At 60.0% G+C, this 17,774-nt stretch carries 20 protein-coding genes; 1 reads left to right on the top strand and 19 read right to left on the bottom strand.

What is annotated here, in order from left to right; translation table 11 throughout:
• Window positions 1-2: 2 nt before the first annotated feature.
• The 6 genes from ACTNB2_RS05590 to rpsP all read right to left on the bottom strand — a co-directional run bounded on the left by ACTNB2_RS05590 (window position 3) and on the right by rpsP (window position 3,505).
• On the bottom strand, window positions 3-914 hold the full coding sequence (locus tag ACTNB2_RS05590) for a glycine--tRNA ligase subunit alpha (RefSeq protein ID WP_006236091.1): 912 nt from the start codon (window positions 912-914) through the stop codon (window positions 3-5).
• Window positions 915-973: 59 nt separating this feature from the next.
• Entirely contained in the window at window positions 974-1,489 is a 516-nt protein-coding gene (lepB, locus tag ACTNB2_RS05595; protein WP_441041591.1) for a signal peptidase I, read from the bottom strand.
• 94 nt (window positions 1,490-1,583) lie between these two features.
• A complete protein-coding gene (trmD, locus tag ACTNB2_RS05600) occupies window positions 1,584-2,330 on the bottom strand; it encodes a tRNA (guanosine(37)-N1)-methyltransferase TrmD (protein ID WP_441041592.1) in 747 nt (248 codons plus the stop codon).
• Window positions 2,331-2,340: 10 nt separating this feature from the next.
• On the bottom strand, window positions 2,341-2,832 hold the full coding sequence (gene rimM, locus ACTNB2_RS05605; protein ID WP_441041641.1) for a ribosome maturation factor RimM: 492 nt from the start codon (window positions 2,830-2,832) through the stop codon (window positions 2,341-2,343).
• Between the two features lie 34 nt (window positions 2,833-2,866).
• Window positions 2,867-3,112, bottom strand: a complete 246-nt coding sequence (locus ACTNB2_RS05610; protein ID WP_154516529.1) for a KH domain-containing protein — start codon at window positions 3,110-3,112, stop codon at window positions 2,867-2,869.
• Window positions 3,113-3,154: 42 nt separating this feature from the next.
• Window positions 3,155-3,505 carry a 30S ribosomal protein S16 gene (gene rpsP / locus ACTNB2_RS05615; RefSeq protein WP_427717582.1) on the bottom strand — a complete coding sequence of 117 codons (351 nt, stop codon included), beginning with the start codon at window positions 3,503-3,505 and terminating at the stop codon, window positions 3,155-3,157.
• Between the two features lie 201 nt (window positions 3,506-3,706).
• Here rpsP and dinB point away from each other — a divergent pair, with 201 nt between their 5' ends.
• Window positions 3,707-4,963 carry a DNA polymerase IV gene (gene dinB, locus ACTNB2_RS05620; protein WP_441041594.1) on the top strand — a complete coding sequence of 419 codons (1,257 nt, stop codon included), beginning with the start codon at window positions 3,707-3,709 and terminating at the stop codon, window positions 4,961-4,963.
• 228 nt (window positions 4,964-5,191) lie between these two features.
• Here the strand turns inward: dinB and ACTNB2_RS05625 are convergent, their stop codons facing one another.
• The 13 genes from ACTNB2_RS05625 to ACTNB2_RS05685 form a co-directional block, all read right to left on the bottom strand.
• Window positions 5,192-5,941, bottom strand: a complete 750-nt coding sequence (locus tag ACTNB2_RS05625) for a transposase (protein ID WP_195838550.1) — start codon at window positions 5,939-5,941, stop codon at window positions 5,192-5,194.
• 230 nt (window positions 5,942-6,171) lie between these two features.
• The gene (gene rsfS / locus ACTNB2_RS05630; protein ID WP_441041596.1) at window positions 6,172-6,627 is read right to left on the bottom strand and encodes a ribosome silencing factor; all 456 of its coding nucleotides are present in this window, start codon (window positions 6,625-6,627) and stop codon (window positions 6,172-6,174) included.
• 27 nt (window positions 6,628-6,654) lie between these two features.
• Complete coding sequence (gene yqeK / locus ACTNB2_RS05635; RefSeq protein ID WP_427718844.1) at window positions 6,655-7,188, bottom strand: bis(5'-nucleosyl)-tetraphosphatase (symmetrical) YqeK; 534 nt, start codon at window positions 7,186-7,188, stop codon at window positions 6,655-6,657.
• 87 nt (window positions 7,189-7,275) lie between these two features.
• On the bottom strand, window positions 7,276-7,953 hold the full coding sequence (gene nadD, locus ACTNB2_RS05640; protein ID WP_427718693.1) for a nicotinate-nucleotide adenylyltransferase: 678 nt from the start codon (window positions 7,951-7,953) through the stop codon (window positions 7,276-7,278).
• Between the two features lie 3 nt (window positions 7,954-7,956).
• A complete protein-coding gene (gene obgE, locus ACTNB2_RS05645; RefSeq protein ID WP_441044849.1) occupies window positions 7,957-9,423 on the bottom strand; it encodes a GTPase ObgE in 1,467 nt (488 codons plus the stop codon).
• Between the two features lie 85 nt (window positions 9,424-9,508).
• Entirely contained in the window at window positions 9,509-9,766 is a 258-nt protein-coding gene (gene rpmA, locus ACTNB2_RS05650) for a 50S ribosomal protein L27 (RefSeq protein ID WP_154516202.1), read from the bottom strand.
• A gap of 33 nt (window positions 9,767-9,799) precedes the next feature.
• Complete coding sequence (gene rplU, locus ACTNB2_RS05655; protein ID WP_035138585.1) at window positions 9,800-10,174, bottom strand: 50S ribosomal protein L21; 375 nt, start codon at window positions 10,172-10,174, stop codon at window positions 9,800-9,802.
• A gap of 67 nt (window positions 10,175-10,241) precedes the next feature.
• Window positions 10,242-11,054, bottom strand: coding sequence for a TIGR03936 family radical SAM-associated protein (locus tag ACTNB2_RS05660; protein ID WP_441044848.1), 813 nt, complete (start codon window positions 11,052-11,054; stop codon window positions 10,242-10,244).
• A complete protein-coding gene (locus ACTNB2_RS05665) occupies window positions 11,051-12,928 on the bottom strand; it encodes a TIGR03960 family B12-binding radical SAM protein (protein WP_441044847.1) in 1,878 nt (625 codons plus the stop codon). The genes ACTNB2_RS05660 and ACTNB2_RS05665 overlap by 4 nt, the downstream gene beginning before the upstream one ends.
• A 9-nt stretch (window positions 12,929-12,937) precedes the next feature.
• Window positions 12,938-13,867, bottom strand: a complete 930-nt coding sequence (locus ACTNB2_RS05670; RefSeq protein ID WP_427795656.1) for a YcjF family protein — start codon at window positions 13,865-13,867, stop codon at window positions 12,938-12,940.
• An 18-nt stretch (window positions 13,868-13,885) separates the two neighbouring features.
• On the bottom strand, window positions 13,886-15,112 hold the full coding sequence (locus ACTNB2_RS05675) for an FtsW/RodA/SpoVE family cell cycle protein (RefSeq protein WP_154516190.1): 1,227 nt from the start codon (window positions 15,110-15,112) through the stop codon (window positions 13,886-13,888).
• 9 nt (window positions 15,113-15,121) lie between these two features.
• Complete coding sequence (gene mrdA / locus ACTNB2_RS05680) at window positions 15,122-17,191, bottom strand: penicillin-binding protein 2 (RefSeq protein WP_154516187.1); 2,070 nt, start codon at window positions 17,189-17,191, stop codon at window positions 15,122-15,124.
• 13 nt (window positions 17,192-17,204) lie between these two features.
• Complete coding sequence (locus ACTNB2_RS05685) at window positions 17,205-17,771, bottom strand: hypothetical protein (RefSeq protein ID WP_441044846.1); 567 nt, start codon at window positions 17,769-17,771, stop codon at window positions 17,205-17,207.
• Between the last annotated feature and the right edge of the window lie 3 nt (window positions 17,772-17,774).

The following is a 17,774-nucleotide window of genomic DNA, read 5'->3' on the forward strand; positions in this document are numbered from 1 at the left end:
GCTTACGCCACCTCGCCTTCCTGGTCGGCATTCTCGTTAACTCCGGCGACCTCGGCCATATAGGCCTCGCAGCACGCCTTGGCGACGGCGCGGACGCGCAGGATGTAGTTGGCGCGCTCGACTGCGGACAGGGCGCCGCGGGCATCGAGCAGGTTGAAGGCATGGCTGCACTTCATGACGCAGTCGTATGCGGGCAGCGGCAGCTTGCGCTCCAGACAGGAGTGGCACTCGGCCTCGTAGTCGTCAAACTTCTGACGCATCATCTCGACGTTAGCGACCTCAAAGTTGTAGGCGCTAAACTCGCGCTCGTTCTCCAGGAACACGTCACCGTAGGTCATGGGCGTGCCGTCGGGCAAATAGCTCCACACCAGGTCGTAGACGGAGTTGACGCCCTGGGCGTACATTGCGATGCGCTCCAGGCCGTAGGTGATCTCGACGGGCACGGGGTCGACCTCGATGCCGCCCACCTGCTGGAAGTACGTAAACTGCGTGACCTCCATGCCGTTGAGCCAGACCTCCCAGCCAAGGCCCCAGGCACCGAGCGTCGGGCTCTCCCAGTCGTCCTCGACAAAGCGGACGTCATGGTCGTTGGGGTCCAGGCCAATGGCGGCAAGAGACCCCAGGTAAAGCTCCTGGGCGTTGACCGGCGAGGGCTTAATGAGCACCTGGAACTGATAGTAGTGCTGCATGCGGTTGGGGTTCTCGCCGTAGCGGCCGTCGGCGGGACGGCGGCAGGGCTGCGCATAGCAGGTGCGCCACTCGGCAGGACCAAGCGAGCGCAGCGTGGTCGCGGTATGGAAGGTACCGGCACCGACCTCGGAGTCATAGGGCTGCATAATGACGCAGCCCTGCTCGCCCCAGTACTGCTGGAGGCGCAGGATGATGTCTTGGAAGGAAAGCGATGAAGCGTTCATGCCTCTAATATCCCCTCGTCGAAACGATTACACGGTTAGGTACTGTACTATAGCGGTTTTTAGTCGATAGCGCCCAGACGGTTGAGCGGCCAGTAACGCACGAGCGCCACGGCGATCAGGTCCGAACGGTCGACCGGACCAAAGTAGCGTGAATCGGCTGAGTTCTCGCGGTTGTCGCCCATCACCCACACGCACCCGTCAGGGACGGTGTAGGGATAGCTCACCTGAGCACCAGGCGCCTGGACCGACAGTGGCCAGCTCATGCCCGTCGTATAGTCCTCGTCGAGCGCTTGGCCGTCAACGACCACCTTGCCGTCCTGCAGGTTGACCGTCTGGCCGGCCGTAGCGATGACCCGCTTGACGAGCACATCGTGCTCAGAGGTGCCATCGGGGTTGTGGAACACCACAATATCGCCCTGTTTGACAGGCTGGCCGAGCTCAAGCGTCACCTTTTGCGCCAGGATCTGGTCGCCAATCTCAATCGTGGACTCCATGGAACCGGTGGGAACCACAAAGGGCTCGACCACAAAGGTGCGAATCAAGAAGGTGGCGGCGAGCGCGATTAGAATGACCAAAACCCATTCCAAGGCGCCCCGCAAAGTGAAAACGGACCTCTCGCCAAAATCATGTTCAAGATGAACTCGTTGGCGGCCTTTATTGTCCTCTATGTTATTCACCTCTTCCAGAAAGCAAATCCTGCGCGTAAGCACGCTCCTCGGGCGTAAGGCGCGCCGTCTCGATCAGATCGGGACGCCAGCGACAGGTGCGCTCGATGGCGTTCTTGCGGCGCCAAGCGTCAACCTTGGCGTGGTCACCACTTACAAGCACGGGAGGCACGCCCTCGCCGTTAAACTCGGCAGGACGGGTGTACTGCGCGTACTCGAGCAGCCCACCGTCCTCGGCGGTCGAGAATGATTCGTCAACGTTGCTCATCTCGTCACCAAGCGCGCCGGGAATCAGACGCACGACGGCGTCAGCAACAACCATAGCAGGCAGCTCGCCGCCCGTGAGCACATAGTCGCCGATCGACAGGCGCTCGTCGGCATAGGCATACGCGCGCTCATCGACACCCTCGTAGCGGCTGCACACAAACAGCAGGCGCTCGCTTTGGAGCAGGCGCTCGGCTACATGCTGCGTAAAAGGCTCACCGCAGGGCGTAAAGAACACTACGGTGGGCTTGGGGCCCTCAGAGCTGATGGCCTCGATTGCCTCGGCAATAGGCTCGACCTTCATGAGCATGCCCTGACCGCCGCCGTACGGCTCGTCATCGACGGTACGGTGGCGATCGTGCGTCCAGTCGCGCAGGTTATACGCCTTAAAATCAAAAAGGCCGGCCTTGCGGGCACGGCCCAAAATCGATGTGGACATGACAGGCTCAAACATCTCGGGAAAGACCGAAAGGGTCTCGATCAGCATGTTGTCCTCCCTACTTGTCCATATCGATCAAGCCGTCCATAACGTGGACGGATATTGCTCCCCGATCGGGAAGATCGAGCACAACTTGCTCGATCACGGGAATCAGCACCTCGCCGTACCGATCACCCTCGACAACCCAAACGTCGTTGGCGGGCGTCGACATAATCTCAACGATCGTTCCGAGCGACCCAAAGCGCTCGTCAACCACCTCACGACCCATAAGGTCGGTATAGGCAGCGTCAAGCGAATCGAGCTCAAAGTCATCACGGTTCGCCAGAACGAAACAACCCGTGATGCCCTCGGCGGCCGTCAAGTCGTCAATGCCCTCAAACAAAACCAGATCGCCATCGCCCGTATCGGTAACGGATGTAACCGTGCAAAAGCGGTCACGCTTGAGCGCCGGTGGCGTCAGGGCGACACGCATACCCGGCTCCAATACAGAAGGAAGCCCCCGCAGCGGCTGCGCGAGGACCTCCCCCTTCCTTCCATGCGGCTTAACCACACGGGCGATGTTTTTGTACTGGGACCTCAAGGTCCTAGCCCAGAACCTCTACCTCGACGGAAGTGTCGAGGCGAGCGGCCAGTGCACGGGCGAGCGTGCGAATGGCCTTGATGGTACGGCCGCGACGGCCAATGACCTTAGCTACGTCATCCTCGGCAACCGAAACCTCAATAGTTGAGGCATCGTCGCCATCGATAACTTCCAGGCTCACGGAATCCGGGTCGTCGACGATCTGAACAACGAGATATTCGACGAGATCGGCGATGCGATCTGAGAGCATTGCCTCACCCTCGAGCTGTGCAGCGTCAACCTCAGGCACGATTTACTCCTCGGCGCCCTCAGCGGCCTCAGCGGCCTCAGCGGCAGCCTTAGCGGCCTCGGCCTCTTTGGCGAGCTGCTTCTTGGACTTCTTGACGACGGTCTCAGTCTTCTCGCCCTCGTTGGCGGCCTTGACCAGGGCAGCGACAGCGTCGGTGAGCTGAGCGCCCTTGGACTGCCAGTCAGCGATCTTCTCGAGATCGAGGTTGATGGTCTTGGGGGCGGTCATCGGATTGTAGCGGCCAACCTCCTCGATGATACGACCGTCACGCGGGGCGCGGGAATCGGCGACGACGACACGGTAGTACGGACGCTTCTTAGCGCCGTGACGAGCAAGGCGAATCTTGACTGCCAAAGGAAACTCCTCCAACCAAGCAGCTTTAGGCTGCAACTACAAACAAACAGTTGAACATAATACGCCATCGACGCGGGCAGGTGAAGTCCGTGAGACCAACTTCTTCGGTGTAGTCGAAGGCAAATCCATATCTTAGACAAGAATTCGCGATTTGCAAGCACATCCACGCACCCCACATGAGCTGCGCGGTATACTCATGCCATGAAAAGATGCGAACATACATACGGTTATGAGGATACTGCGGGCGTCACGCCGCCGCCCTGGACGGGTCCGGCGGTGGGTCTGATGGATCTCGATGCGTTTTTTGCGAGCGTGGAGATGCTCGATCATCCCGAGTGGCGCGGCAAGCCGCTTATCGTGGGCGGAGACGCCGAATCTCGCGGCGTCGTCTCCACCTGCTCATACGAGGCACGTCGCTTTGGCGTGCACTCCGCCATGCCCTCGGCCGAGGCACGCCGCCTATGTCCGCAGGCCATTTGGACACACGGGCATTTCGATCGCTACCACGAGGTCAGCGCACAGGTCATGAATATTCTTGCCGACGAGACACCACGCGTTGAGCGCGTGTCCATTGACGAGGCCTTTATCGACATCACGCCGGGCCGCTTTGCGCCCGAGGACCCACTGCTCGTCGTACGACGCATCAGCGATCGCGTGGCGGCACTGGGGGTGACCTGCTCCATCGGCGTCGGTTGCAACAAAACGGTAGCCAAGATTGCAAGCGAGCGAGACAAGCCGTTTGGGCTTACGGTCGTACGCCCGGGAACTGAGCAGCGTTTTCTGGCACCGTTACCTGTTTCTGCCATGAGCGGTATCGGGCGCTCGGCCGAGGAGCGGCTGCGCCGCATGCGGATTTACACGCTGGGCGAGCTGTCTCGCGCACCGGAATCCACACTGTCTGCGATTTTTGGCGTTAACGGCGAGCGCATGCGCCAGCGTGCGTTGGGGCTCGAGGTTTCCGAAGTCACGAGCTTCGATGAAGAGCGTGAGGTCAAGTCGGTAAGCAATGAGCGCACCTTTGCGAAAGATTTGACCGAGCGCGGGGACATCGAAGCGGCGATTGCACTATTGGGCGAATCCGTCGGACGTCGCCTGCGCCGCCAGGGGCTTACCGGCACCACGGTGACGCTCAAACTTAAGTACTCGTACGGCAGCGGTCGCTCGGCACAGCGACGACTCCCCCATCCCACCGACGACGAGAACATCTTTGTGGCGGTAGCGATCGAGTTGCTCGACAACATCTGGCAGGAAGGAATGCATGTACGCCTTGCCGGCATAGGCATGAGTGACTTCAATCATCAAGGCGGCATACAGACCGACCTGTTTTGCGAAGTCGACGACCGCGGAGCCCAATCCAGCGACCGCCGTGACCTCTCCGTCGCCATCGACGCAGTCCGAGACAAGTTCGGCGACACCGCCCTATCCTTCGGCCGCCAATCACGCTTCTCCTCCCACTAAGTAGTCAATTTGGGACGGGGCTTTTTTAGCTACTTTAGATTGTCAGGGTAGTACGGGGCAGCTAATTTGGGACGGGGCTTTTTTAGCTACCCTTCAGCTGGCAGCGAATTACCCGGGGCCGGAATAAAACTCAACCGATTTGTAGGGTTAGCTAAAATAGCCCCGTCCCAAATTAGCTACCCAACCCATACCTGACGCGGTCGCAACACAGACCTCGTCCAAAATGAGCTATTTTTTGACTTTGACCTTTTGTATGGTGCAGTGTCCAATGCCCGTAAGACGGACGATCTGTTTAATCGAAAAGCCCTCGCTCTTCAAAGTACGAATGCAGGCATCGCGTGCCCCCTTTGGCAAAGCCTTAAGGTGATGAGGCTCGTACGGCTTAAGAAGCGCCTGCGCAAACTCCAGCGCATCTGTGTCGCTCACATGAGCGCCGTCACGGAAGCAATAGCGATTGGGCTCACCCGAGGTGCTGAAGGCAAAAAATCTCTGAGAGTCACCGAGCAACCCGAGAACGCAATCCGTTTTACAGATACCCGGATATCCCATATACTCGCGAAAGCTGCTCCATCGATACAGCGAAGCGGTCCCAATCCTCGCCTTCGCGGGATTGTCGTGAATGTATCTCACGCAGTTGAGCAGCTGATCATCATCGAGGATCGGCACACTCTTAAATCGATCCTGGAAAACAGGCCCCTTCCTGCCTGTCTTTGAGTTGAAATACATGGCATACGCCGTCGTAATCGAATGCATGCAATCGCTCAGATGAACATGCTCGTCGTCAAGCAGAAGATGAATATGGTTATCCATAAGACACCACGCGATGACATCCACTTTAAACTTCTGGCATTTCGAAGCAATCAGCCGAATCAGATAGAGCCGATCTTCGTCATCCTCAAATATGAGTTGGTCGGCACATCCCTTTTGGACGACATGGTAAAAACCATATACAGAGATTTCTCGCGCAGTCCGAGTCATACGCATCCCCTCCTCTACAGATGACAATTACGTTACCCGAGCCAGAGTAGAAAAAAACGTACTGGGAGCTATAAATCGCGATGTTCGGCGAACGGTAGGTAGTAGCTAAAAAAGCCCCGTCCCAAATTAGCTACTTTTGGGCAAAAAGAAAGCCGGGCGGCCGCGGAAAAACGCGACTGCCCGGCGAAATACTTGAGGGTAGCTAAAAAAGCCCCGTCCCAAATGAGCTACTAGAGGAGGTCCAGGGAGAGCTGGGGAGCGTCGCCCCAGAGCTTTTCGAGGCGGTAGAACTCACGTGCCTCGGGAGTGAAGACGTGGACGACAACCGAACCGTAGTCCATGAGCATCCAGGTCTTCTGCTCGCGGCCCTCAATGGAAAACGGGTGCTCGCCGCAAGCCTCGGCGACCTTCTCCTCAATCTCGTCGACGATGGAATCAACCTGGCGGTTGTTGGTGCCGGTAACAAGGACAAAGTAGTCGCAAACATCGGAAAGCTCAGTCAGGTCGAGCACCTGAACGTCCTCGCCTTTCTTGTCGTAGGCGGCCTGCGCGGCGGCGCGGGCGACATCCTCGGCGGCGACACCGCTAGCGGAGAGCGTCGCGGCGGTGCGGTCGGACGTGGCCACGAAACTCTTGTGCTCCGCACCTTCAAGAATCTGCTCGTCAGTCATGGTCTCATCGGCCATGGAATACCTCTTTCTAGACAGCCCGAACTAGCGCAGCTGGGCGTAATGGTTGTAAATCGTAATAGCCGTGGGATAAAGATAGCGCCCGGACTGGATCACATAGACCAGACCCTGCGCAAAACAGGAGAAGAACAACTCGTCGAGCGAGGACTTCCCCACCATCTTGCGCAGCGCATGGGCATAATCGCCGTGGCGGTTGGGTTCGATGGCATCGGCCACAAAGACCACCATATCGAGTGGCGTCATGTCGCAAGCGCCCACGGTGTGACGGTCGACAGCCTGAAAGACCGCCGGCGACAGCTCGGGAAAAAGCTGCGGAAGCTCATAGGCGGCAACCGGGCCATGCAAAAGCGGCGTCGCGGCAGACGGAGAGCCGGCAATCTTAATGCCATAATGCAGAGCGCGCGTGACCAGCTCGTCGTCGGAGAGCACTTTGTCCCAGTCATGGATCAGGCCGGCGGCAGCGGCATCAAAGCGGTCGACGCCGTATACCTCGGCTAGGTGCAGCGCCGTCTCGGCAACCCCGAGCGAATGCACGTAGCGCTTACGCTTATCCTTCATGCGCACATCGAGCAACTCGTGGATACGCGTCAAGAGCGCGCGCTCGTCGCCCTCAAACTGATCTTCTACCGACAACGTTTCCCCCCGTCAATCAAAATCGTCTTGCCCAAGATCGGCATACAGGCCGCGTTTACGGATATAGCCGAGCACGGACTCGCTCGTAAGATAGCGCACGCTCATGCCGCGGGCAACCCGCTTGCGAATGTTGGTCGAGCTAATCGCCAGTGCCGGAATCTGAATATAGCGCACATCGAATGGCAGCCCCGATTCCTTAATCCTCGACCGGGCCGTATCGATGTCAAAGCCGGGACGCGTCGCAGCGATAAAGGTTGCCAGTTCGGCAATCTCATGAGCATTGTGCCAGGTCACAATATCGATAATCGCATCGGCACCCGTAATAAAGTAAAGCTTCACCTGTGGCGGGTAAAACTCGCGAAGGGCACGCAGCGTATCGGCTGTATAGGTGACACCGGCACGATCGATCTCGAAGCGGCTTGCCAAAAAGGCCGGGTTCGCGGCAGTCGCGAGGACCGTCATGGCATAACGGTCCTCAGCAGGCGTCACCGGTTTGTCGAGCTTAAAGGCAGGAGAGCCGGCCGGCATAAAAAGCACAGCGTCCAAGTCGAGCGACTCGCGAGCCTGCTCGGCGGTAACCAAGTGCCCGTAATGAATCGGGTCAAAGGTGCCGCCCATAATGCCAAGCCGAAACTCGTGCCCATCCTTGATGGGCAGCTCAGGCAATCCGATTCCACCGCGCAGCGACATGGCCTACTCGCCCTCCGGGGTCTCAATAACGTCGACTTCGGTAGCGCCTTCGGAGCCCTCGGTGACATGAGCCACGTCCGCACCCTCGGCCGCTACGTCAATAACCTCAACACCAGCATCCTCGAGCTCGTCCTCGAACTCCAAGTAATCCTCGGCGCCTTCAAAGTCAAAGGCGCGCTGGCAAATGCGAACCTCGTCGCCCGCACGGCAGCCGGCCTTCTCGAGCGCGTCGTCGACACCCATGCGCGCAAACTTATGCTGCAGGTAGATGACGGCTTCCTCATTTTCCCAGTCGGTCTGGATAACCATGCGCTCGATCGCGCGACCAACCACGCGGAAAGCACCGGGCTCTTCCTCAACAATGCGGAAGCGCTTCTCGCGCTGCAGGCGGCGACGCTCCCACTCCTCATCGCGCAAATCGACCGGCTCATCGGAAACCGCAAGCTCCGCGCGGAGCTTAGCCACCTGCTCGCCCACGGCAAGCATCAGGGTGTTGAGGCCGGCACCCGTAACGGCGGAAACGGCAAAAAACATATGGCCGTCATCGAGCGCCGCGCGCTTAAGGTCGGCAATCTTGTCGGCCGTGCCCGGCGCATCGCACTTGTTGGCGACAACGATCTGCGGGCGCTCCGAGAGCTCGGCACCATACTGCTCGAGCTCACGGTTAATGATGCGATAGTCCTCAACCGGATCGCGATCCTCAAAACCGCCCGTCATATCGACAACGTGCATGATCAAAGCAGTGCGCTCAATATGGCGCAGGAACTGGTGACCCAGGCCCTTGCCTTCACTCGCACCCTCGATGAGACCGGGGACGTCGGCAACGACGTAAGAATATTCACCGGCACGCACCATGCCCAGATTGGGCACAAGCGTGGTAAACGGGTAGTCGGCGATCTTAGGACGGGCGGCACTCATACGCGCGATGAGCGAGGACTTGCCCACCGAGGGAAAGCCCACGAGCGCGGCATCGGCCATAAGTTTCATCTCGAGCTCGATCCAGTGCTCCTCGGCAGGCTCACCCAGCTGGGCAAACGCGGGCGCGCGGCGCACCGACGTCACAAAGTGGGTGTTGCCCAGACCGCCGGCCCCACCGGGCGCCACGACAACGCGCTCGCCATCGTGCACCAGGTCGGCAATCTCGAACATCGGGGTCTGCGTCTCGGGATCGAGCTCGCGGACTACGGTGCCCATGGGAACTTTCAAAATCAGGTCCTCGCCGCTCTTGCCATTGCGACGGGCACCCTGGCCGTGCGTGCCGCGCTCGGCACGGAAGTGATGCTTAAAGCGGTAATCGATCAGCGAAGACAGCTGAGCATCGGCCTGGATGACGACATTGCCGCCACGACCGCCGTCGCCGCCATCGGGGCCGCCCTTGGGAACAAATGCCTCGCGCCTAAACGACATGCATCCGGCTCCGCCGTCGCCGCCGCAAACGTTAATGCGGCTGATATCGGTGAACTGTGACAACAGAATCGCCTCCTACAAAAAAGAGGGAGACCCTTGAATCCTAAAACTCAAGTGCCTCCCACATATGTGCTCTATGAAGGGTGAATTACGCGTTCGCGAGCGGGCGTACGCTGACCCTGTGCTTGATACCCTTGTGGAACTCAACGGTACCGTCGACCAGCGCGAACAGCGTGTCGTCCTTGCCACGGCCAACGTTCGCACCCGGGTGGATGTGCGTGCCATGTTGACGGACGAGAATCGTGCCCGTGGTTACCGTCTGGCCGGCGAAGCGCTTCGTGCCAAGGCGCTGACCGCGGGAGTCACGGCCATTACGGGAGGAACCGAGTCCTTTTTTGTGTGCCATTGTGTATACCTACTCTTTCGTTACGAGTGTAATCTACTCGGCGACGGGAGCCTCGGCAACAGCCTCAGCCTCTGCCTTGACAGCCTTCTTGGCGCGGGAGGTAGCCTGAACCTTCACGATCTTCAGCTTGGTGAGCTGCTGACGGTGACCCTTCAGACGACGATAGCGCTTACGCTTGTGGAACTTGAAGACCAGCTGCTTCTCGCCCTTGAACTGCTCAACGATCTGAGCGGTAACCTTGGCCTTGGCCAGCTTGTCGGGATCGGTGACGATCTTCTTACCATCGTTGAGGAAGATGACCGGCAGGGTGACCTTGTCGCCCTCATTGCCCTCGATCTTCTCGACGGTGATGACATCGTCGGTGGCGACCTTGTACTGCTTGCCGCCCGTGTTAACGATTGCGTACATGTTTACTTGCCCTTCATGCATCAGTTAGTGCAACAGCCGAATATAGTAGCAGGCGATAATACCCCCGTCAACGAGTATGTGGAGCAAATCCACAAGTTCGCACAGGTATGGGGCTGACGAGTCGGCCCTCGTCGTCTTCGCATGCTTGATTCTGACGCTCGACATCGTAGGAGCAGATGGTCACGAGGTCTTGCATACCGGTGGAAACAATAGGTGCATCGACGCCCGGGGTCAAGCCCTGCAACAAAACATCAGCAGCAGAAAGCAAAATTTCCGGACGCATGGAGCCCTCGTTGTCGGCATGGGTGTCGAGTATGAGCACCAGATGGTCCGGGCGCTCCCCCGCCTTAAGCTCGTAGCCCACGAGCGTATGGTCCAAGTCCAGGCGCTTGCTCTTTTTGCCGCGCGCATAGTCGATGCCGTGGCCCGCACGCAACGTGTCGATTGCGCGTCGCACCTCGTCGATAGCGACCGGCGCCTCAGGGTCCAGATGCAGGTCGATGCGGTACAACAGGCGCGTGAGTTGGGCCGTGAGCGCCGGTGTGCGCACGTCGATGTAGGCGGCCTCGATGGGGACCAAATCAGCCGGAGATGCCGCCGCCAAGCGCTCAAACGCCTCGTCGAGCACGACGAACTCGGTCATAAACAGGTCATACCACTCGCAGATCGACGACGTGCCCACGGGCAGCGCCGAGGAAAAACCCACGCGCATGTGCGGAGAGAAGCCCTGCGTCACGGCATAGGGCAGGCCCGCGCGACGCACGATACGCTCAATGGTATGAATCAGTTCCAAATGGCCCAGGTACTTAAGGCGGTCGCGCTTGCCGTAGCGAACGCGAAGCCTAAAGAGCGTGGGGTTGTCGGTCAAGCGCTCACTCATGCGCGATCACCCACCAATACGTTCTTGGCGTGGAGCGTAGGGCAGATTCCGCAGCCGGTGCACGACGTGCGGGTGCAGTCGGGGGTCGTGACACCCTCCAGCGAGCGACGGTACTCGCGCTCGAGGAAGCCGCGCGAGCAACCGGGGCTCACGTGCTCCCAGGGCAGGTGCCAGTCCAGCTCGTAGGGCAGGTGCACGAGCTCGTTGAGGTCGATGCCGTTTTTGGCCGCGGCCTCCTTCCAGTTATCGAGCGAGAAATGCTCCACCCAGGCGTCAAAACGCGAACCGGCACGCCAGGCATCGATGATGACCGGCGTCATGTCGCGGCCTGCACGAGACAGCGCCGCCTCGATAAGCGAGGTCTCGGCATCGTGGTAGTGCACGCGGACCGCACGGTTGCGAACACTCGTAATGAGGAGCTTCTGGCGGCGTTTGACGTCGTCGTAATCGAGCTGCGGGCACCATTGGAAAGGCGTGGCGGCCTTGGGGATAAACACCGACACCGAGATGGACACCGAGATGGAGCCGCGGCGCGCCTTGGGTACCACGGAGCGGCCGAGCTCGAGCACGTGATCGGCCAGGTTGGCGATGGCCACGATATCCTCATCGCGCTCACCGGGAAGACCCATCATAAAGTAGAGCTTCATGCGGTTCCAGCCGGCCTCGAAGGCCGCCTTGGCCGCGCGGTCCACGTCCTCCTCGGTCACGTTCTTGTTGATGATGTCGCGCATGCGCTGGCTACCGGCCTCGGGGGCAAACGTCAGGCCGCCCTTCTTTTCGCCGGCGACCGACTCGGCCATATCCACGCCAAACGAATCCAGGCGCTGCGAGGGAATGGACACGCGAATGCCCGTATCCTCCAAGCGGCGGTTGAGACTGCCAAGCACGTCGCGGATGCAGGAGTGGTCGGTGGTCGAAAGCGAGGTGAGCGACACCTCGTCATAGCCGGTCTTTTCCAGGCCCTGGATCACCGAGGACACGATCTGGTCGGCCGAGCGCTCGCGCACCGGGCGATACGTCATGCCGGCCTGGCAAAAACGGCAACCGCGAGCGCAGCCGCGCAGGATCTCGATAGACAGGCGATCGTGAACGAGCTGCGCATAGGGCACGCACGACTGCGACAGCGGATTAGTAGCGCCAAAGTCCTCGACGACGCGCTTGTAGACCACCGGCGGGACGTCTTTGCCCTCACGCGGCACGGTATAGCCGTGCGGTGAGCAGGGTTCGTCATAGCGCACCTCGTACAGCGAGGGCACGTAGGTACCGGAGACGGTCGCGAGCCGCTCGACAATCTGGGCGCGCGGGACACCCTCGTCACGCAGGCGGCGATGCAACTGGCAGATCTCGAGCAGCGACTCCTCACCCTCGCCAATCAGGATGGCATCGAAGAAGGCCGCATACGGCTCGGGGTTATAAACCGAAGGTCCGCCGGCGACGACGATGGGATCGTCCTCGGTGCGGTCAGCAGCCAGCAGCGGAATGCCGGCGAGGTCGAGCGCCTCGAGAAAGTTTGTCACGGCCATCTCGTGCGGCACATGCATACCGACGATATCAAACGAGGCCACGGGCGCTGCGCCCTCGAGCGACAGCAGCGGGATACCGGCCTCGCGCATGGCATCGCCCATATCGGGCCACGGCACATAACCGCGCTCACAGGAGATGCCCTCGGCCTGGTTAAGGATGTTGTACAGGATGGCGATACCCTGGTTGGGCAGGCCGACCTCGTACACGTCCGGGTAAATCATGCAGCAACGATAGTCGGCATCGGCCTTGGAGAGCGTACCCCACTCGTGGTCGATATAGCGACTCGGCTTTTCGACCTTCGCGAGCAGCGGCTCGATCAAATGAAAACAGTCTTGGTATGGAACGCGCAAAAGAAACCCCTAAGCAGCGAGATCGGATGCATCCTCAAAAGGATTCATGGGACGGGTAGCGCCGGCAACCGTGGTCACCAGGTCGCGGACGCGCGAGAACGTGGCGGCAACCACCTCGTTGGCACGGCTGTAGTCGATATCGCGCTCGTAGAGAGACACGAGCGCACGACCCATGCCATAGGTGCCGAGGGCGGCGGAGAGTGCCTTGACGGCAAAGCCGATATGCGGCGTCTGCTTTACCAGGGCGCGAGTGACGGCGCGCATTACCAAGCCGCCGGCAAGCACGCCCGCGACCTCGTAGCCGCGCTCGGGCTTAATGCCGCGTCCAAAGATGGCCGCAAGCTCAAAGAGCATGCCAACCTGCGCCAGCGCCATAACGGGATAATCGGCCCCCGGCAAAAACACCAGCGCGCCCGTCGCCATATTGGTAAGCGCGCACGAGGTGATGATGCGGTTGGCGGCGGCGATGCGCATAAAGGCAAAGTTCGCCGCAAAGGCCGTCTCCTTTTCCGTACGGTCCAGGATCCAGCGGGCGAGTGTCTCGAGCAGATACGTCTTATCGGTGGCCGCTACCACGCCGAGCATGGGCGTGGACTCCTGGATAAAAGGCACCTCGACAGCGGACTCGGCCAGCACGCACACGGGCGCGCCGGCAATGACGAGCTCCTGTACAGCACTCTCAAGGCGGTCGGAACCGCACGAAAGCACCAGCACCACGTCGGTATCGGTCTTGGGGACGATTCGCTCCTCACCCAGGCGCTCAACGCGGACAATACCCGACGTCGTCTGCGGCACAAAGGCATCGCGCACCGTCTCGACCAAAAAACGCGAGGCGGTCGAATCCAGGTAGACCGAAACGCGCACCGGCGTATCGGAATCCCTCTTGGTGGTCGCGCCCATTTTAAAAGCGCGAGTCAGCTTTTCCACGGGAATCTTCATGGCAAACCCCTCCAGCGGTTACGCGGCGCCCGAACGATGCCGCCATATGGATTGTACGATACCCACCGTCAACAACTGGATCATCATCGACGACGAACCAAAGCTAATGAACGGCAGCGGAATACCGGTAATCGGCATCATGCCAATGCACATGCCGATGTTCTCGAACGTCTGAAATGCCCACATGCCGACAATACCCACGCATGACAAGCGTAGAAACAGAGACTCGCACTTAAAGGCGACGCGAATCGTCGAGAAGATGAGCAGCACGTACAGGCACAGCAACAAAAAGGAACCGCAGAAGCCGAACGTCTCTGACAAAAAGGCGAAGACGAAGTCGGTATGGAACTCGGGCAGGAAGCCGCCGGCCGACTGCGTCGCATGCCCCAGGCCCTTACCAAAGAAACCGCCCGAGCCGACCGCGATCAACGACTGCTGCAGGTTATACGCATCGTCCGAATCGGCGTTGTCGGGATCGATGAAGACCGTCAGACGATTCATCTGGTACTGCTTAATGAGCACATCGTGGCCGAGCAGCGAATCGAAGACCGAATCGAGCGCCAGGACGAGCGCCACCAAACCCACGAGCAGAGCCAAAGTCGACAGCACCCATTCGCGGCGCGCACCGCTCATGCAGATGACAATGGCGCCCGACACCAGCACGACCAGTCCCGAGCCCAAATCGCCCATGGCGACGACGGCCAAAAACGGAACGGACAGCATGCCGCAGAGCTTAATGTAGTCGCGAGCGGTATCGATGCGCCCGTTGTACTGCGAGCCAAGCGTGGCCATAAAGAAGATGGTGATGAGCTTGGCAAGCTCAACGGGCTGGAATGTTAAACCGATACCGGGAATCTTGATCCAACCCGTCATTCCCAAGCCGCCCGTGTAGGACAGGCCCGGAATCTTAGGCGAGAAGATCACGATGAGATCGATGACGAGCAGGGCCGTCGAAAAGTTGGAAATGCCGCGCAGGTCGGTGCGCCAGACGAGCACCGCCAGCACCGCGCCAATACCGATACCCAGCAGGTGACGCGAGAACGAGGCGTCGGCTTTAAACTGCGAGGCGGACCAGATAATAATGGCGCCATAGGTGACGAGCGCCACAGTCGCCAACAGCACGCCGACGTGCACCTTTTGGCGAAACGTTCCGCGCGATGCGGAAATCTGCTTGTTGACGCGGTCCAGGCTGCTGCGAGAGCCGGTTTTGGTTGAGCGGAACAGGTCCGCCGGCGAAAAGTCCATCGCAACCTCCTATCGAACCGAGGAATCGCCCGTGGCCGTCGACGTGTCGGGCTCGTCATAAATCGCACCGAGGACATCGCGCACAACGTGCAGCGCGGTATCGGAGCCGCCACCGCCCTGTTCCAAGACAGTGGCGATCACGTACTTGGGGTCATCGGCCGGCGCGTAGGCGCAAAACCACGCGTAATCGTCCTCGCCGCTCTTCTCGCCCGTGCCGGACTTGCCGTAGACCGTAGGGGTCAGGGAGTTAAAGTGCGCGGCGGTCGATGTCGACGCCGAGTAAATCACATCGTGCATGCCGTTGCGGACCAGCGCAAGATCGGCATCGTTGTTAATTTGGGCCTCAAGGCGCTTCTTTTTGCCCTTGCCGTTGTACTTGTAGGCATCGCCGTCGCCATCACGCGAGACAGCAGACAAGAACACATGCGGCACATACTGTTTGCCGCCGTTGGCAATACCCATGTAAGCGCAGGCCATCTGCAGCGGTGTCACCAGAATGTCGCCCTGGCCGATGGCGATGTTGGTCATATCGCCGGCATTCCACTTGCGGTCCTCGGCCGAGGCGTCGGTAAAGTACGACTCTTTCCACTCTGCATCGGGAATGCGGCCCGCACCCTCACTCGGCAGGTCGATGCCGCAGGTCTTGCCCAGGCCCCAACGGCGAAAGACCTCTTGCAGGCCTTCGGGATGCTGGTCGTTGTAGAAAAAGGCCTTGCCCATATCGTAGAACACGGGGTCGCAGGAGTTGGCGATACCGGACTGCAGCGTCATCGTGCCGTGGCCGGAGTGCAGCCAGCAGTACTTTCCCCAAGATTTGCCCAAGCCGGTCCAATATCCCGTGCAGTTGGTCGTTTGACTCGAAGTGTACGTGCCAAATTCGAGGCCAGCCAGCGCCGAGAGGGGTTTGATGGTCGAGGCGGACATGTACTGGCCGCTAATGGCGCGGTTGAGCAGCGGATGCGAGCCCTCGTCATCGTTAAGCTCGGTCCACACATCGTTGGAGACGCCGCCGATAAAGACAGAAGGATCAAACTTGGGTTCGCTTGCCATGCCCAAGATCTCGCCGTTGTTGGGGTCGAGGCACACCACGGCTCCGTTGCCGGCATTGCTATGGCCCGTAGTCTTGGCAAGCTCAATGGCATTCGCCAGAGCCGTCTCGCAGGCCTGTTGAATCTTAAGATCGAGCGTAAGCTTAATGTCAGAACCGGCCTTGGCGGGAACGGCGCCGGCTTGACCGGTAACGTTACCCGAGGCGTCAACTTTCACGGTCTGCTCACCGCGAATGCCCTGCAGCAGATTTTCGTAGTAAATCTCTACGCCCGCCTGACCCACAATATCGCCCGATTGATACGAGATCTGGCCAGCCGCGCTTTCGTTGCCGTCCGACGACTTCTTGTTCTGCGCCTCGAGCTGCTCGGAGGTAATGGTGCCGGTATAGCCCAAAATATGGCAGGCGGTCTCGCCATACGGGTACTGGCGCTCGGTGCGCTCGGCGATCTTCACGCCGGGAAACTCACCGGCGTGCTCCTGAATGTAGGCGACGGTAGAGCGGCGCACGTCAGTCGCGATCGTATGCAGGCTCTGCGCGCCCTCGGAATTGTCCTGGATGTTGCGCAGCACCGCGACATACGGCATGCCGAGCACGTTGGCAAGATGACGCACCAGCACCTTGTCGTCGGCAAGATCGCGATAGGCGACGACGGCGAGCGAGGGGCGGTTTTGCACCAGTGCGACGCCGTTGCGGTCCAAGATGCGGCCACGCACGGCAGGGGTGGTAACGGTACGGGTCTGATTGCTCTTGGCCTGCTTGTCGTAGTAGTCCGACGAGACCATCTGCATGCCCCACAGCTTAACGGCAAGCGCGGCAAACATGGCGCCCACACCCGTGGTGAGGATGGAAAAACGGCCCTTGAAGGCCGTGGCGGCCGTATTGCCCTCGCCCTCGGTGGCGCGCGGGGCCGTTCCGTGCTGTGTGTCGTAGGTAAAGCGGGAGTCGCCGCGGCGCATGATGACCAGCGCGACCACAATGGCCACGACCAGCGCGATACCGGCGACAACAACCGTCAACTGGGAAGACATCTTGAGGCCTCCCCTATTTGAGCTTACGGGTCTTGGGCTTAAAGCGCATGCCCGTCTGACGCCCACCACGCGCGGAGAACCCATAGCCAGACTGCGGAGCGGCGCCGGACATCAAAAACGGAATGGCAATCAAGCCCGTCAGGATCGAGGACGGCAGAGCGTGCCCAAAGATGGCCACCACAAAGCTCGTCTCCAGACCCATAAACAGCAAGATGATGCTGTAGACCACGTTGATGGCAAGCGCAAAGGCGCCCACGGTAACGCCGCGCGCGCCCGGCGAGCCGCCCGTCTGACCAGCCGCGCTGTGCACCAAAGCAAAACTGCCCACGGTCAGCAGCAGCGACATAACGCCCACCGGCACGGCGGCGGAAAGGTCGTAAAACAGACCGCTGCAAAAGCCGCACACGACGGCACGCGTAGGGTCGCCCGAAAACACGCTCAGGCACACCAAAATAATCATAAAGTTGACGCGACCGCCCGCGATGGAGATTTGCGGTGCCAGTCCCGCCTGCAGCAGCACGCAGACGATAGCGGCGATTGCAAAGGCGCGGGAGCCAGTCCCCTGCTCGTGTAGATCCATGGA

This window comes from Collinsella sp. HCP28S3_G2 (genome assembly GCF_052065125.1).
Lineage (GTDB): Bacteria > Actinomycetota > Coriobacteriia > Coriobacteriales > Coriobacteriaceae > Collinsella.